General features: G+C 69.7%; 6 protein-coding genes and 2 pseudogenes. 2 read left to right on the top strand and 6 right to left on the bottom strand.

The genetic code is table 11. The features are described from left to right. The 3 genes from EAO76_RS23875 to EAO76_RS23885 all read right to left on the bottom strand — a co-directional run. A partial coding sequence (locus EAO76_RS23875; RefSeq protein ID WP_148838008.1) for a condensation domain-containing protein occupies positions 1 to 1,571 on the bottom strand: 1,571 nt, incomplete at its 3' end. After that, positions 1,568 to 11,290, bottom strand: coding sequence for a non-ribosomal peptide synthetase (locus tag EAO76_RS23880; RefSeq protein WP_187438768.1), 9,723 nt, complete (start codon positions 11,288 to 11,290; stop codon positions 1,568 to 1,570). The genes EAO76_RS23875 and EAO76_RS23880, both read right to left, overlap by 4 nt. A gap of 289 nt (positions 11,291 to 11,579) precedes the next feature. After that, positions 11,580 to 12,857, bottom strand: a complete 1,278-nt coding sequence (locus EAO76_RS23885; RefSeq protein WP_187438769.1) for an MFS transporter — start codon at positions 12,855 to 12,857, stop codon at positions 11,580 to 11,582. A 707-nt stretch (positions 12,858 to 13,564) separates the two neighbouring features. On the opposite strand from EAO76_RS23885, the pseudogene EAO76_RS23890 reads away from it, so the two are divergent. Continuing rightward, positions 13,565 to 13,846, top strand: a pseudogene (locus EAO76_RS23890) (transposase); the annotation flags it as partial. Here EAO76_RS23890 and EAO76_RS46550 read toward each other — a convergent pair. Together EAO76_RS46550 and EAO76_RS23900 are read right to left on the bottom strand one after the other, a co-directional pair. Continuing rightward, positions 13,824 to 13,949, bottom strand: a pseudogene (locus tag EAO76_RS46550) (VOC family protein); the annotation flags it as partial. The pseudogenes EAO76_RS23890 and EAO76_RS46550 overlap by 23 nt on opposite strands. Positions 13,950 to 14,180: 231 nt before the next feature. Next, a complete protein-coding gene (locus EAO76_RS23900; RefSeq protein WP_148838011.1) occupies positions 14,181 to 15,122 on the bottom strand; it encodes an alpha/beta fold hydrolase in 942 nt (313 codons plus the stop codon). Between the two features lie 116 nt (positions 15,123 to 15,238). Here EAO76_RS23900 and EAO76_RS23905 point away from each other — a divergent pair, with 116 nt between their 5' ends. After that, the gene (locus EAO76_RS23905; protein ID WP_148838012.1) at positions 15,239 to 16,219 is read left to right on the top strand and encodes a YafY family protein; all 981 of its coding nucleotides are present in this window, start codon (positions 15,239 to 15,241) and stop codon (positions 16,217 to 16,219) included. 72 nt (positions 16,220 to 16,291) lie between these two features. Here the strand turns inward: EAO76_RS23905 and EAO76_RS23910 are convergent, their stop codons facing one another. Continuing rightward, entirely contained in the window at positions 16,292 to 16,906 is a 615-nt protein-coding gene (locus EAO76_RS23910) for a YdeI family protein (RefSeq protein WP_222872196.1), read from the bottom strand. Positions 16,907 to 17,119 lie beyond the last annotated feature (213 nt).

Genomic DNA, 17,119 nt, shown 5'->3' on the forward strand with positions numbered 1-17,119 from the left:
AGATCCGGGCCACGCTCCAGGCACACCCCGACCAGCGAGCCGGCCGAGACCCCGCGCGCCGCCAGGTGACGCGCGAGCCGGTTCGACCGGGCATCCAACTCACCGTACGAAAGCGACTCCTCGCCCACGGTCAACGCCACGGCGTCCGGACACTCCCGCGCCCGCTCCGCCACCAGACCGTGCAACGTCGCCGCATCCGCGACACCCGCCCCGACGCCGCCCCGCTCTTCCGACAACGCCCGCAACTCCGCCGCACCCAGCATCTCCAACTCGCCCACCAGCGCTGCCGGATCAGCCACCAAGGACGACAGGAGCGCGGCGAAGTGCCCGGTGAGACGCTCGATCTCCTCGTGCCGGAACAGACTCTTGTCGTACGTGAATTCCGCGAGGAGCTGCTCGTCGGTGTGGCCGACGGCGGCGGTGAGGGGGTAGCCCGTGCGGGCGATGCCTTTCTGGTGGTGCACGGCGAGGTTCCCCGGCAGATCCGAGTCGCCGAGGATCTTCGGGTAGTTCTCGAAGACGAGGATGGACCGGAAGAGCTGTTCGCCCTTGGGGACCGCGCTCCATGCCTGTGCGTCGACCAGCGACGTGTATTCGAACTGCCGCAACTCCACATGCTCGCCCTGGAGTTCACGCAGCCATTCCGCCACCGGCAGATCCGACCGCACCCGGGCACGCACCGGCAGCGTGTTGATGAACAGGCCGACGATCGATTCCGCGTCTTCGAGCCCCGCGGGGCGCCCGGAGACGGTGGATCCGTAGACGACCTCGTCGCCTCCGCCGTAGCGGGACAGGAGCAGCGCCCAGGCGCCCTGCACCACCGTGTTGACGGTCACCCGGTGGGCGCGGGCGAAGTCGCCGATTCGGCCTGCCAGGTCGGCGCCGAGCTCCAGGTCGACGTCCCCGAAGCCGTTCGCGCCGGTCGCCCCGCCGATGCCGAGTGCCGTCGGCTCGGCGAATCCGCCCAGGTAGCGGCGCCAGAACTGCTCGGCGCGGTCCCGGGACTGCTCTCCGAGCCAGCCGATGTAGCGGGCGTAGGGGACGGGGTCGGGGAGTCGGGCCGCGGTGCCGTCCGTGGCGGTGCGGTAGAGGGTGAACACCTCCTTCTGCACCATCTGCGTGCTCCAGCCGTCGAGCAGCAGGTGATGGAAGGTCCACAGGACCGTCGCGCGCTCGTCGGCGAGGCGGACCACCGTCAGGCGCAGCAGCGGCGCGGAGCCCAGGTCGAAGCCGCGGCCTCGGTCCTCGCCGAGCACGTCGTCGAGCCGACGTTCCTGTTCGTCGGCCGGCAGGGACCGCCAGTCGAGGACCTCGAAGGGCAGCTCGACCCTGCGCTGCACCACCTGCAGCGGCTCGTCCAGGCCCTCCCACACGAACGCGCTGCGCAGTGCCGTGTGCCGGTCGACCACGGCCTGCCACGCCTCGCGCAGCCGCGTCACGTCCAGCGGGCCGGTGAACTCGTCGATGGACTGAGCGACATAGGGGTTCGCATCCGACGCGTCGTACAGGACGTGGAACAACATCCCGGACTGAAGCGGCGTCAGCTTGTAGATGTTTTCGACGTTGGTCATTTTGAGAACCTTTCAAGGACTGACGCCAGACCCGCTTCATCGAGTCCCGCGAGCGGGAAGCTGTCGGCCGAGACGGTGTTCCGGCCTGCGCCGGCGGTCTCGTCGAGCAGTTCCGTCACGCGGCTCCGCAGGCTTTGGGCAAGTGCTTCGATCGATCCCTCGGTGTACGTGTCGGTCGCGTAGGCGAGCTCGAAGGACAGCGACCCGTCGTTGAGCACGGCGGTGACATCCACGGGGTGGACGCGCACGCCGGACGGTGCGGCGAACCCTCCTTCTTCCAGGGGTAGTCGCACTTCTTCCCCCAGGCCGGCGGGCGGCGGGCCGGACGGCTGAGCCACGGTCAGCGTCACGGCGGGCTGTTCGCCCCCGGGGTGCAGCAGGCAGCCGACGGTGCGGGTGAGGTCCATGCCGTCGATGGGGCGTTCACGGGCGCTCATGGCGAGCTCGACCCGTGCGGGTCCCTCTCGCCAGTCGCGCACCGCCGACTCCAGTGCCTCCAGGGCGACTTCGGCGAGCCGGGTCCGCCGCTCCTCGTCGGTCGTGTGCGCGGGCGTTCCGCTCGGGGCCCACTCGGCGTGCGTGCGCACGCGGGCCGTGGCGGAGGGCGCTGTCGCCGCGTCGGCGACGCGTGCCGCCCAGGCCGTGAACGGCGCGCTCTTCAGGGGAAGTACGACGTCCTTGCCCGCCACGCGCGCCTGGTGGGCGATGTCCAGGTCCGTCAGCAGGATCGGCCAGGACTCCTCGTCGACCGCGATCCGGTGGGCGGCGAGGAAGAGGTACCGGGCCCGGTGCTCGCCGATGTCGAACACGGCGCCGCGCAGCAACGGGCCCTCGGCCGGGTCGAGACCCGCCCTCAGGGTGTGACAGACGGCCTCCATCGCGGCGCGTCCGGCCTCTTCCGTCCGGTCCGTCAGGTCGTGGTGGTCCAGGAGCGCGTCCGCTTCCGGGACGACGTGCAACTTCAGTGCGTCGCCGCCACGTTCGAGCCGCAGACGCAGCGCTTCGTGGTGGTCGATCACCGCGGTCAGTGCCTGGCACAGCGCTTCGACGTCGAGCTCCGGGGCGGCGATCAGCCGGGCGGTGGTGCCCGGAGCGCCGTGATACGCGGTGTCGTCCAGGAGGACCCTCTGGTGCGCGGTCGGCGTCACCGCCCCTGTCACCGGGGGCTCGTCGGTCTCGCTTCCGGGTGCCGCGTGCTCGGCCAGTTCCGCGACCGTGGGGTGACGGAACATCATTGGTGGGGTGATGTCCACGCCGAACCTCCGGGCGCGGGTGATGGCCTGGATGCTGAGGATGGAATCACCCCCGAGTTCGAAGAAGTTGTCGTGGGCGCCGATCCGGTCCACGCCGAGCACGTCGCTCCAGACGCGGGCCACCACCCGCTCCACAGGCGTGCGCGGGGCGACGTACGTCTCCCTCAGGTCGGGGCGCTCGCCCTCGGGCGCGGGCAGGGCCTTGCGGTCCACCTTCTTGTTCGCCGTCAGGGGCAGCCGGTCGAGGAGGACGAAGGCACTGGGCACCATGTACTCGGGCAGGCTCCGCGCGCACCACGCACGCAGAGCGGACACGTCGGGCCGTTCCGCGCCGCGGCCCGTGACGCAGTAGGCGACGAGCCGCTTCGCGCCGGGCGTGTCCTCGCGCACGACGACCACCGCGGATTCCACGGCGTCGTGGCGCACGAGCACGGACTCGACCTCGCCGAGTTCGATGCGGTGGCCCCGTACCTTGACCTGGTGGTCGATGCGCCCCAGGTATTCGACGGTGCCGTCGGCCAGCCGGCGCACGAGGTCGCCGGTGCGGTAGACGCGGGCCTGCGGGTCCGTCGAGAAGGGGTGCCGCACGAAGCGTTCGGCGGTGAGCTCGGGGCGGTTCAGATAGCCGCGGGCCACGCCGGCCCCGCCGATCCACAGCTCGCCCGGCACACCCACCGGGGCCAGGCGGGCGAACCGGTCCATCACGAACAGTTCCGTGTTGGCGATGGGTCCGCCGATGGCAACGGCGCGCGCTGCGGGCACCACCTCGGCGGCAAGTGACCAGATGGTGGTCTCCGTCGGCCCGTAGAGGTTGGTGACCCGGCGGGTGCGCCGCGTCAGCCGCTCGGCGAGGTCCAGGGGCAGCGCCTCACCGCCGGTCAGGACGTGCAGTCGCGCCGCTTCCTCCGGCAGCTCGTCGACGAGCATCTGCCAGACCGACGGGGTCGCCTGCATGACCGTGATGCGCTGCTCGGCCAGGAGTGTGGCGAGCGCCAGCGGGTCGCGGGCCTGTTCCCTGCTCGCGAGCACGACCCGGGCCCCGGTGACCAGGGGCACGTACAGCTCCAGGTTGGAGATGTCGAACATGATGGTCGTGACGGACAGCAGCCGGTCCTCGGGTGTCACGTCCAGCGTGTCACGCAGGCCGAGCAGCAGGTTGGTCAGAGCGCTGCGGGGCACCCCGACGCCCTTGGGCATGCCCGTGGATCCCGAGGTGTAGATGACGTACGCGAGGTCGTCGCCGGACGCTTCGGACGGCAGGTCCGCCGCGCTCTCCCGCGCCACGGCCGCCGCGTCCGCGGCACCGTCCACGCTGACGACCGCGGCACCGCTGTCGGGCAGCCGTCCGCGCAGGCTCTCCTGGGTGACCACGACCGGGGCCGCGGTGTCCGCCAGCATGAACGTCAGCCGATCCAGGGGGTATTCGGGGTCCAGCGGAACGTAGGCGCCACCGGCCTTGAGCACGGCGAGCAGGCCGACGAGCATGTCGGGGCCACGTTCCAGGCAGACCGCGACGAGCGTGTCCGGGCCCACTCCCAGCCCCGTGAGACGGCGGGCGAGCCGGTTGGCCGCCACGTTCAACTCACCGTAAGTGAGGGACTGTTCGCCCGCGGTCAGCGCCACCGCGTCCGGGCGCTCGCGCACGAGCTCCTCGAAGAGCTCGGGGACGCCGAGGTCCGCGGGGAACGGGGTCGCCGTGTCGTTCCACTGGACGAGGAGCCGCTCGCGTTCGGCGCCGGTCAGCAGCTCCAGTTCGCCGACACGCCGGTCGGGGCCCGCGACCGCGGCCGCGAGGAGCACTCCGAAGTGCCCCGTCATCCGCTCGATCGTCGCACGGTCGAAGAGGTCGGTGGAGTACTCCACGCGCGCCGCGATGCGGTCGCCGTCCTCCCGCACCGACATCATCAGATCCAGGGCGGAGGTGGCCGCGCGGAGCGGCAGCCGCTCGGCGTCCAGACCCGGGAACCGCCAGTGCTCGTCGGAGCTGTCCTGCGGGGCGAGCATCACCTGGAACAGCGGGGTGCGCGAGAGGTCCCGCTCGGGAACCAGCTCCTCGACCAGGCGCTCGAAGGGGACGTCCTGATTGCCGTACGCGTCCAGGGCGCGGCCCCTGACCTGCCGCAGCAGCTCACGGACCGTCGGATCGCCGCCGAGGTCGGCCCGCAGGACGAGGTTGTTGACGAAGAACCCGACCAGGCCCTCGGTCTCCGTCCTGTTCCGCCCGGCGATCGGCACGCCCACCGCCACGTCGGACTGGCCCGAGTACGTGGACAGCAGTGCCTGGAAGAGGCCGAGCAGCACCATGAACAGAGTGCAGTCCTCGCGCCGTGCCAGTTCCCGCAGCCCCTCCGTCACATCACCGGGCACCTCGAACTCAAGGCTCGACCCGTGCCCCGAGCGCACCGGGGGCCGCGGCTGGTCCGTCGGCAGTTCCAGCGGCTCGACGCCCGCCAACGCATCTCGCCAGTAGTCCAGTTGGCGGTCGACGGCGGCTTCGCGCAGCCACTGACGCTGCCAGAGCGCGAAGTCCGCGTACTGCACGGGCAGTGCCGCGAGGTCCGCGGGGCGCCCCGCGCGCTCGGCCGCGTACAGCTCCGGCAGCTCCTGCGCGACGAGCCGCATCGACCAGCCGTCGGACACGATGTGGTGCACCACGACCAGGAGCAGATGCTCGTCCTCGGCGGCCCGCACCAGGGCCGCCCGCATCGGCGGCCCCATCTGGAGGTCCATGGGCCGGAACGCCTCGCGCCGTACCACGTCCAGCGGGTCGGGCCCGCCGTCGAGCCGGGCCAGGGGGAAGTCCGCGGGTGCGTCCACGACTTGCCGCGGATCGCCGTCCCGGCCCGCGACGAACCGCGTCCGAAGCGCCTCGTGCCGCTCGACGAGCCGCGCGAGGGCCCGCTCCAGGGCCGCGTCGTCGACGGCGCCGCGCAGGCGGACGACGACGGGCAGGAGATACTCGGCCGACCCGGCCTGCAGCTGGTCGAGGAACCACAGGCGCTGCTGCCCGAAGGACAGGGGCAGTTCTGCGTCGGCGGCCCTGGGGAGCAGGGGGACGCGGTCCGCGTCCTCGGCCCGGCCGCCCAGGTGCTCGGCGAGGCCCGCCACCGTCGGATGAGCGAAGAGATCACGTACCGGCACGTCCACCTGCATCTTGTTCGCGAGGCCGTTCACGGCACGCATCGCCAGAAGCGAATGGCCGCCGAGTTGGAAGAAGTTGTCGTGGACGCCGACCCGGTCCACGCCCAGCACGTCGGCCCAGACGCGGGCCACCTGCTCCTCGACCGGGGTGCGCGGGGCGGTGTAGCCCTGCGCGAGCTCCGGCCGCTCGACCTCTGGTGCGGGCAGCGCCTTGCGGTCCACCTTCTTGTTCGCCGTCAGGGGCAGCCGGTCGAGGAGGACGAAGGCGCTGGGCACCATGTACTCGGGCAGGGTCCGTGCGCACCACGCTCGCAGCGTGGACATGTCAATATCATGGCCGTCCCTCGGTACGCAGTACGCGGCGAGGCGCTTGTCACCCGGCCCGTTCTCCCACGCGAGCACCACGCAGGACGCCATGTCCTCGTGCTCCATGAGGGCCGACTCGATCTCGCCGAGCTCGATGCGGATGCCGCGCACCTTGACCTGCTGGTCGATGCGGCCGAGGAAGTCCAGCGTGCCGTCGGGCAGCCACCGCACGAGGTCGCCCGTGCGGTACATGCGGCTGCCGGACGCGCCGTAGGGGTCGGGCACGAAGCGCTCGTCGGTCAGCTCCTGGCGGCGCAGATAGCCGTGGGCGAGACCGACCCCGGCCGCGTACAACTCGCCCGCCACGCCCGGCGGCACGAGCCTGCGGTGCGCGTCGAGGACGTACAGGCGCGTGTTGCCGACAGGCCGGCCGATGGGGGCGACGCCGGGCCACCGCGAGACGTCGGTGGGCAGCGCGTGGTCGGTGACGCCGTGCGTCTCGGTCGGCCCGTAGCCGTTGTGCAGGGTGCACCAGGGGTGGCGGGCGTGGAAGGCACGGGCGGAGTCGCCGAGCACGTGCGTGTCGCCGCCCTGGGCGATGACGCGCAGCTCCGGCAGGACGGCGCCCGTGGCGTTGGCCGCCTTGTAGAACTCCTCCAGGACGAGGTTCGGGGCGTTGAGCTCGTGGATGCCGTGCCGCTCCAGCCAGCGCACCAGGCCGACCGGGTCGATGCGGACGTTCTCCGGCGCGACGACCAGGCACTTGCCGTACAGGAGGGCGCTGAGGATCTCGTAGGGGGCGATGTCGAAGCTGATCGTCGCGAACTGGGCGACCCTGCCGTGCGGTTCGCCGGGGGTGGCCACGCGCAGCCAGGACGTGAGGTTCACCAGGCCCGTGCCCGGCATCACCACGCCCTTGGGGCGCCCGGTGGAGCCCGAGGTGTACATCACGTAGAAGGGCGTGTCCCGGGTGACGGGCCCGAGCCGTTCGCCGTCGTGCGGATCGGTGGCCGGGCACGCGTCGATCCGTGCCGCGCAGTCCGGGTCGTCCAGGGCGAGCCGGTGCGGCTCCGCGGGCAGCGCGCTCTCGACGGTGGTGTGGGTGAGAACGCAGGTGGGCCGGGCGTCCTCGATCATGTACGCGATGCGGTCGGCCGGGTACTGGACGTCGATCGGCAGGTAGGCGGCGCCGGTCTTGGCCACGCCCAGGAGCGCCGCGACCAGGTCGACGGACTTGGGCAGGGCCAGCGCCACCACCTGTCCCGGTCCCGCGCCGGCGGCGATGAGGCGGTGGGCGATCCTGTTGGCGCGCCGGTTGAGTTCGCCGTAACTGAGCCCGGTGTCCTCGTGGAGCACGGCCGGTGCGTCCGGGGTCGCGGCCGCCTGCTTCTCGAAGAGGGCGGGCACGCTGTCGGCGGGCAGCGGGTGACCGGTGTCGTTCCACTCCTCGAGGAGCCGGTGCCGGTCGGCGGCGCTGAGCATGTCGAGCGCGCTCAGCCGGGCGTCGGGGGTGTCGACCGCCCTGGCCAGCAGGTTCTGGAAGTGCCCCGCCATCCGCTCGGCCGTGGCCCGCTCGAAGAGGTCGGTGCTGTAGCCGAGCTGCCCGTGGAAGGCGTCGGGGGACTCCTGGAGGACGAGGGTGAGGTCGAACTGGGCGCCGTCCATGCCCGTGCGGAGCGCCTCGCTGTGCAGGCCGGGGAGGTCCCACACCTCGTCGGAGAGGTTCTGCGGCGTGAGCATCGCCTGGAAGAGCGGGGTGCGACTCAGGTCGCGGTCGGGCGCGAGGTCCTCCACGAGCCGCTCGAAGGGGACGTCCTGGTGGGCGTAGGCGCCGTGCGCCGCCTCCCTGACCCGGCCGAGGAGCTCCTCGAAGGTGGGGTCGCCCGACGAGTCCACGCGGATTACGAGGGTGTTGACGAAGAAGCCGATCAAGTCTTCGGTTTCGGCCCGGTTGCGGCCCGCCGTGGGCACCCCGACCGCCACGTCGTCCTGCCCGCTGTACTTGGCGAGGTGCAGCTGGAACACCGCGAGGAACGCCATGAAGGGGGTCACGCCCGTACGGCGTGCCAGGCGCCGCAGCCCTTCGGACACCTCGGCGGGGACGGCGAACTCCACGCTCGCGCCGGCACCTGTGCGCCGCGGCGGCCGCTGGCGGTCAGTGGGCAGCTCCAGGGGGTCGAGCCCCGCCAACCGGTCGCGCCAGTAGTCCAGTTGGCGATGCAGGAGCGGACCTCGGATCCTGTCGCGCTCCCAGACGGCGAAGTCCGCGTACTGGACGGAGAGCTCGGGCAGCGCGGGAGCGCGGCCCTCGACGGTCGCCGCGTAGAGCTCCCCGACCTCCTTGGCCAGGACGGAGGCCGACCAGTCGTCGGAGACGATGTGGTGCAGAACCACCAGCAGAAGGTGCGCATCGTCCGTCTCGCGTACCAGGACCGCGCGCAGCAGCGGGCCGTCCTCGGGGTCCAGCGGCCTGCCGGCCTCCTCGCGCGCCAGCCGGAGCGCCTCGTCGGCTCCGGCCGCATCCCGCCGCTCGACGCTGAACTCGACGTTCGGTAAGACCTGTTGACGCGGTTCGCCGTCGTCGCCCCGCACGATCCGGGTGCGCAGCACCTCATGGCGTTCAAGCAGCGCGGTGAAGGCGGCGTCGAGTGCGGGGGCGTCCACGGCACCGCGCAGCCGCACGACCCGGTGGGTCAGGAGCTGTCCGCTGTCGGGCGTGAGCCGGTGCAGGAACCACAGGCGCTGCTGTCCGAACGAGAGGGGAGCGTCCCCCTCTCCCCGGTCGCGCGGCTCCAGGGCGGTGGCCGCGGCGTCCGGGAGTCCCTCCGCGCGCTCGGCCAGCGCGGCGACGGAGGGGCGGGCGAACAGGTCTCCGACGGTGAGGTCGAGGCGCAGGTCGCTCGTGATGCGGTTGACCACGCGCATCACCAGCAGCGAGTGCCCGCCGAGGTCGAAGAAGTCGTCGTGGATGCCCACCCGGTCCACGGCCAGGGCGTCGGCCCAGATCCGGGCGAGCCGTTCCTCCGTGGGGGTACGCGGCGCCACGTACCGCCCGTCGAACTCTGCGCGCAGGCCGCTGGGCTTGGGGAGGGCCTGCCGGTCCACCTTGCCGTTGGCGGACAGCGGCAGCCGCTCCAGGACCACGAACGCGTTGGGCACCATGTGCTCGGGGAGCCGCTCGGCGACGTGCCTGCGCAGGGTCCCGCGGAGCTCGGCCCCGCCGCCGTCACGCCCTCGCCGGGAGACCGCGGCCGGCCCGTCGCGGACGATGTAGGAGACCAGACGCTTGTCGCCCGGCTGGTCCTCACGCATCACGGTGACCGCCTGGGTCACCTCCGGGTGCGCCAGGACGGCGGCGTCGATCTCGCCGAGCTCGACCCGGAATCCGCGGATCTTCAGCTGGTGGTCCATCCGCCCGAGGAAGTCGATGTTCCCGTCCGGGAGCCATCGGACGAGGTCGCCGGTGCGGTAGACGCGGGCGTCCGGGTCGTCGGAGAACGGATGGGGCACGAAGCGTTCGGCGGTGAGTTCGGGACGGTTGAGATAGCCGCGGGCGACGCCCGCCCCGCCGACCCACAGCTCGCCGGGGACGCCGACGGGGGCGGGGCGTCCGTGCCCGTCCATCACGTACAGCTGAGTGTTCGCCATCGGCCGGCCGATGGGGAGCGTGCCGCTCCGCGCGGGCATGCCCGGGGCCACCTCGTAGAGGGTGGCGCCCACGGTCGTCTCGGTGGGCCCGTATTCGTTGAGGACGACGGTGTACGAGGCGCAGCCGGCGGCGGCCGACCTCGCGAGGTCCGCGGTGAACGGCTCGCCCGCCACGACCAGGGTGCCCACGTCGAGGAGGGCGTCGCTCCCCTCCAGCGCCTCCAGGAGCAGTTCGAGGTGGGAGGGGGTGAGCTTGACGGTGCTGAAGTGCTCGCCCCGGGCGAAGGCCGCGGCGAGCATGCCGACGCCGGCCGGACCCGACTCCTCCATGATGACCACTGACTCCCCCTGGACCAGTGGCAGGAAGAGCGAGGGGATCGGCAGATCGAAGGCGATGGACGACAGCAAGACCGATCCGTGGCCGCGTCCGGTCCGCGGGAACGCGGCGTCGGCGCTCATCAGGAAGTCCGCGAAGTTGCGGTGACTGACCTGGACGCCCTTGGGCGTTCCCGTCGATCCGGAGGTGTAGATGACGTACGCGAGATCGTCAGGACCCGCGGAGGGAGGCACGTCGTCGGCGGGCAGCCTCGCGATGGCCGGCCCGTCGCTGTCCACGCACACGACGCCGGGCCCCGCTGAGGGCAGCCGGTCGCGAAGGGCCTCCTGGCTGACGACGACCGACGCTCCCGTGTCTTCCAACAGGAACGCGATTCGCTCCGCCGGGTGGTCCGGGTCCAGGGGGACGTACGCGCCGCCGGACTTCAGGACTCCCAGCAGTGTCGGAACGAGTTCGACGCCTGGGCGCAGACAGACCGCCACCAGGCTGCCGGGGCGCACACCAATGTTCCGGAGGTGCCGGGCCAGCCGGTTCGCCCGGGCGTTCAGTTCCGCGTACGAGAGGGTCCGCCCACCAGCGATCACGGCTGTCGCCTGCGGGAAGCGCGCCGCCTGCTGAGAGATCATCCGATGCGCCGACGCGTCAGCCGGGTGAGGCGTTTCGGTGTCGTTCCAATCGACCAGGATCTGCCGTCGTTCGGCTTCGGTCAGCAGGTCCAGGGTGCCGACGGGTGCCGTGGGGTCCGAGACGAAGGCAGCGAGCAAGGTCCTGAAGTGGCCTGCCGCCCTGTCTGCGAGCCCATCGGGGAGCTCGTGAGATGCGGCCGCGAGGCGAACGGAGCAGCCGTCGGCAGCCAAGGACGCCGCGGGGCACGTGACGCCACCGCTCCCGGCCGTGCCATACGTCGTCGGCTCCAGCAGCCACTCACCGACGGGGGTGTCGGCGTCCGGAAGGGTCGACTCCCCGTCGACCCGGCCGCCGTATCGCGCCATGAGGAGGTGCCCGGCCTTCTCGACCACCACCTCCGGAGCCACGCCAATCTTCCTTGCGAACTCGCCGACACTGCCGATGAGTCGAGAGTCCAGCGGGAACACAGTAGATCCGGCGAGGTCGTCACTGCCCACAACCATTCTCAGGGAACCCTTTCTGCGCATGGATCAGCTCCTTACCCGTTGGCGCGCACGGATTTCACCGAAACTCCTCCGCAGAGGAGCGTCGGCCGCACAACGGGTAGGTTTCACTGACGATGGAGTCAGAAAATTCGGAAGTGGAACTTGTCAGGATCACGCACCGGGCAATATGCCGGGTGACGCACCTGGCACTTCAACCCCTGGTGCCGGCGCCCTCGGGAGCCGCGTCGTCCTCGTCGGACAACGAGGGGAACTTACGCATTCCGCGCAGTGGTGACAAGAGAATCGGAAGGAAAGCGGCACACCCGGCGGCCGCACATACGAGGAGTGCCTCGCGCGACCCGAGCCACCCTGCCACCGCGCCGCCCAGCATGGAACCGGCCGGCATCGCACTCCAGGTCAGGAAACGCATCGTCGCATTGACACGCCCGAGATATTCATCGGGCGCCAGAGCCTGTACACAACTGACCTGAGTGACGTTGTAAACGACTGTCATGAATGCGGTGAAGCCGTTCGCGCACGCAGCGATCCAGAGGGACCAGCCGGAATCAACGAACGCAAGGACAAGCGCGAAAGGGGACCCGATCAGCAGTATCAGCCACATGGCTGGGCCGGGCCCAAACTTCTCGGATATTCTCCTGGAGACAAAGGAAGCGAGTAGCCCACCCACGCCGGACACGCTCAGGAAAAGGCCGATCAAAGCAGGCGAAAGGTCCAGCGTCCTCGCCAGGAAGAGCATGGTCACCGTATAGACGGCATACGACGTCAGGTTCAGCCAGGCTGTCGAGCCCGCGATGGCGAGAAGCCGGGTGTTTCCCCACACCAGACGTAGTCCGGACTCGACCTCCTTGAACATGCGGGACTCCGGCCTGCGGACGGGCGCCTTCTCCGGAGTGCGAATCCGGAAGATGGAGATCGAAGCCACGGCGAGACCCACGCTGGTCACCACGAAAGAGACCGGAGCGGTAAGCAGCGCCACCACCTGACCGCCGAGGGATGGGCCGCCCACGGCGAACACCTGTTGAACGCCGACGAGCTTCGCGTTCCCTTCCAGAACTCTGTCCCGCCCTATGAGGCTCGGCAGGTAGCTCTGATAAGCAACATCAAAGAAGACATTGCAGGAACCGAAGAGAAGAACTGTGACGTAGAGCTGCCAAATCGAAAGGACGTCCATCCACCAGAACAAAGGGATGGAGATCAGGATGACAGAACGAGCCAGCTGACAGAACGCCAGTATATTGCGGCGCCTCAGTCTGTCCACCCATACGCCGGCCGGAAGGCCGATCAAGAGAAAAGGAAGGGTCAAAAAGGTGGAAACAAGACCCACCTCGAATTCGCCAACATCCAGTGCTATAACGGCGACCAGGGGAATAGCAATTCTTGCAATGCTCACGCTTGCGGCGCTGGCCGCTGTTGCAACGAATAGGTTCCTAAATCCCTGATCCCTAAATAACCCCGCTGGCTTGATCATGTGATTTAACGTATCAGCCGCGTTGATCGACTCACAAGACTCCCTAATCATGAAGGGCGTTTCGTGCGCAAATATGCATCCCCCAGGTTGTTCCGGACCGGCACGATCAGGCCACCAGGGCTGGATGTTTGCTTGCCCGGCCGATCGCGCAGATCCTGCATGCCAATGCCCGTCGGTTCACCCTTGCGGCCCCGGTACTCACGGAGCGGTCGGTGCCCCCGGGGCCGTCCGCCCGGCCTGCGGCAGGTCGGCCCGGCCATCGGTACAAGGCCAGACTCCGGCCGCATGCCGGGACCGCCGGCGTGGGTCCCTGGGGTCAACTCCGTTCGTGCGGTGGCGTCATCGCCTGACAGCTTCGTCCCCGAAGACGATCCGGCCGCTCAACGCCACCACGGTTCCTTTACCAACGGCCACGTCCACGTCCCGCGATGTGTTTCTCCTTCCCCGTTGTGTTCTTCACGGTCCTGCAAGAGGGCCGCCGGCCTCCGGGCCCGGCATGGCTGTGTCCCCCTGTCGAACAGATGGCCTGGGGAGTGGTGTCACCGGGCCCGGGAGGTGCCGTCGGAGACGTTGACGAGAGGTCCGGCCGCTGCGCCCGGTCCGGCGCAATGCCGGACGGCTCGCGGACGGCAGGTCTGCATGACGTGGATGCGCGCGTACGACACCACTGCCGAGGCCGGCACGTTCAACTCGCCTGGAGAGACGCGATGTTCGATACCGAAGGCGTGGGCGTGTTCCTCGGCCTGGACGTCGGCAAGAGTGCTCATCACGGCCACGGACTCACCCCGGCCGGGAAGAAGGTCCTCGACAAGCAACTGCCCAACAGCGAGCCGGGGCTGCGGGCCGCGTTCGACAAGCTGACCGCGAAGTTCGGCACCGTCCTGGTGATCGTGGACCGGCCCGCCTCGATCGGCGCCCTCCCGCTGGCCGCAGCCCGCGACGCGGGCTGCAAGGTCGCCCACCTGCCCGGCCCGGCAATGCGCCGGCTTTGACCAGCCGTTCCACCGTAGCCTCGACCCGTTGTGTGCGGACGTCCAGCGGGACGTCACGGCCCCCACCGACCTTCAGGTCGAAGTGCCACCGATTCACTAGGCAAGTGGGTTGTCGGGATGACACTTGTCGGGGCTTGGGTCAGTCGCTCGGGCTCGACGAGCCACGGTGGGGAGGTTGGGTTCCACTCCAGGGTGAGCCTGAAACCCGCTACCAGATGACCTTGAAGCCCTGACGAGGAGGCCGCGCGACCTGGCCCGCCCCCACGTCCGGCTGTCATCGGTGTGATGCGAGAACTCGGCCTTCAGGTGATACGAACCGGATCACAGGACACTAGCCCTGCCGTTCCAGCCATTCCGAAATCACCTGGTTGGTTTCTTCTGGCATCTCCTCCTGGACCCAGTGACCGCAGTCCAGGCCGACCACTTCCACGTTGGGCACGAACTCTGCCAGTCTTTCGAACCTCGGGATCGCGAAGTCCTGGTCGCCGTAGATCATGAGGGCGGGCTGCTTGATGATCGGGTCCGCGTCCGCCAGCTGGTGCCAGTTGCGGTCGAGGTTCCTGTACCAGTTGATGCCGCCCGTGAATCCCGACGTCTCGAACGCGGAGACGTAGACGGCCAGGTCGCTGTCGCTCATGACGGGCTCACCGAGTGGTGTTTCCGCCTTGGCGAGGTTGATAAATGCCATGCCCGGCTCAGGGGGTGCGGGGGGCACGTTCTTCCGGTAGAGGTTGCGGAGGAACTGGGAGGTGTTGGCATCGAATGCGGCGTCCGCGACGCCCGGCTGCCGGTTGAAGTGGACGAAGTAGAAGTCGCCGCCGAGGAAGGTTTCCATGACCTCGATCCACGGCGCTTCTCCGCGCTCCTGGTAAGGCAGGCTCAGGTTGATCAGCTTGTTCACCCGGTCGGGGTGCAACAGGGTCAGTCCCCAGACGACGAACGCACCCCAGTCATGGCCGACGAAGGTGGCGTCCTCGTAGCCATAGTGGTCCAGGAGCGCGACGAGGTCACCCGTCAGGTGTTCGATGTCGTAGTCCGTCACCTCGGTCGGGCGGGATGAGTTGCCATAACCCCGCTGGTTCGGTGCGATGACGTGGTAGCCGGCCGCTGCGAGGACGGGCATCAGGTGACGCCAGGAGAAGGCGTGCTCCGGCCAGCCGTGGCAGAGCACGATGGGCTTTCCCTTGTTCTCCCGGCCTGCCTCGAAGACTTCGAGCTCCACACCGTTGACCTGGATCAGGGTGGGCTCGGGAAATTCTGCTCGATTGAACACTGCATTTCCTCTCGGGGGGCGTTCGCTGGCGGTCGACCTCCTCGATGAGGTCATGTCGCCAGCTTGCTCCCCAAACCGGTCACCTCATGGCCGGTTTTTATGAGAGTTTTGTCTGTATGCGATCCGATCGGCTGGTGGCCATACTCCTCTTGCTCCAACGGCGCGAGCAGGTGACAGCCGCAGAGGTCTCCCGAGAGCTGGACGTCTCCGAGCGCACCGCCCGCCGTGACCTCGACGCCCTGGCCATGGCCGGGGTGCCCGTGTACTCCGTGCAGGGCCGAGGTGGCGGCTGGCGCCTGGTGGGCGGCGCTCGTACCGACCTGTCCGGGTTGACCGCCAGTGAGGCACGCGCCCTGTTCCTGGCTGTCGGTCCGGCCTCGGATGCGACGCCGGCGATGAAGGCAGCTCTGCGCAAGCTCGTCCATGCTCTACCGAAGCCCTTCCAGGTGCAGGCCGAGGCAGCGGCGTCGTCGCTGGTCGTAGACCCGCAGCGATGGGGGGCGAGCCGGATCGAGCACCGGCCGCCTCGCTTCCTCGACGAACTCCAGGACGCGGTGATCCGCGGCGTCCAGGTGTCGCTCGGCTACGTCGACAGCAAAGGCGTCGAAACCCGGAGAACCGTCCACCCGCTGGGCATCGTCGCCAAAGGTCCTGTGTGGTACCTCGTCTCCAACACCGAGACCGGCCGACGGATCTTCCGGATCGACCGCGTGTCGTCCGCCGACCCGACCGGCGACCCTGTGCACCGCCCCGGGGACTTCGACCTTGCCGAGAGCTGGAATGAGATCGCCAAAGAGGTCGATCGCAAACGAACGCCGCTGGAGGTCCAGGCGGTATGCACACCCGACGGGATAGGCATACTCCGGATGGCGCTCGGCGACCGGCTCGACGTGGGAGGTTCCACGACCGATGGCCGCATCGAGGTCGTGATCCGCGGCCCCAATGAGTACATGCTCGCCGGCGAGCTCTCCGGGCTGGTCGAATGGGTCGAGGTGACCGGCCCTCCGGGGGTCCGAGACCACCTGGCCTCGATCGGCAACGCCCTCGTCGAACGATACGGCCGGCCGCGCACCAGCGGAGACCTTCACCCGTCTTGAAGCGGACGAGGCAGGGCTTCGAGAACAGTTCCGCTCAATAGGCTGGGTTTGTCCGTTCCGGCAGGAGCCCGGTCACGACGCCGGCGGGTCCGCCGGCCTGGCTCGCTGCGGGTGGACCGTCTCGTGCCGGGCCAGCATCGCCACGCACTCGGCGATCTTCCGGGTTCGCGTCTCGGCCCGCTTGACGGCATTGACCCGGCTGATGAGGGCGAAGCGGTTGGTCTTGGTGAGTACCTCGAACATCGCCTGCGCCGCTGGGTCGGCGGCGATCGCGACGCGCAGGTCGGCCGGCACCTCCGCTTCCGATGACGGCGCATAGGCGGCCGTCCACCGCCCGTCGGCCTTCGCGGCGTCCACCGCGGCGCGGCCGACGGGCAGCATCAGGCCGGCCGCCTCCAACCGGGCCACGTTGGCGACGTTGCGCTGGGACCAGATGCTGCGCGGTCGGCGCGGGGTGAACCGCCTCCAGGAACTCCCCTCGTCGCGCTTGCGGGCCTGCCCGTCGATCCAGCCGAAGCACAGTGCTTCGTCGACCGCCTGCTGCCAGGTCAGCGTGGTAACGGAGCCGCCCTTCCTGGTCAGGGCGAGCCACACGCCAGGAGAGGCGGTGTGGTTGTCCAGCAGCCACGCGCGCAGCGCCGCGCCGTCGGCAACGATCAACTCATCCAGCTCGGTTCCGGTCACCACCGCAGGTTAGTGCCGCAACCAGGTGTCGCGACCTGTCGGGGTGACTCGTTGAGCCCGCGGCGTCGATGTCGGCCCGGCTCGCCCTCGCCGACGCCACCGTGAAGAACGGCTGCCCTCTCCGGTCAGCTCAACGACCTCGGCGTCCCCACAGCCGCCGCCCGGACCGGAGCGATCCGCCACAGTGGGTCCTGGAGATGCCCGCCCCGTCGTCGT

It is taken from the genome of Streptomyces sp. sk2.1, assembly GCF_008120935.1.
Taxonomy (GTDB): Bacteria; Actinomycetota; Actinomycetes; order Streptomycetales; family Streptomycetaceae; genus Streptomyces.

Bases quoted from the DNA above. Each gene is read 5' to 3' on its own strand.
- EAO76_RS23905 (WP_148838012.1), top strand. From the start codon at position 15,239: ATGCGATCCGATCGGCTGGTGGCCATACTCCTCTTGCTCCAACGGCGC.
- EAO76_RS23885 (WP_187438769.1), bottom strand. From the start codon at position 12,857: ATGATCAAGCCAGCGGGGTTATTTAGGGATCAGGGATTTAGGAACCTA.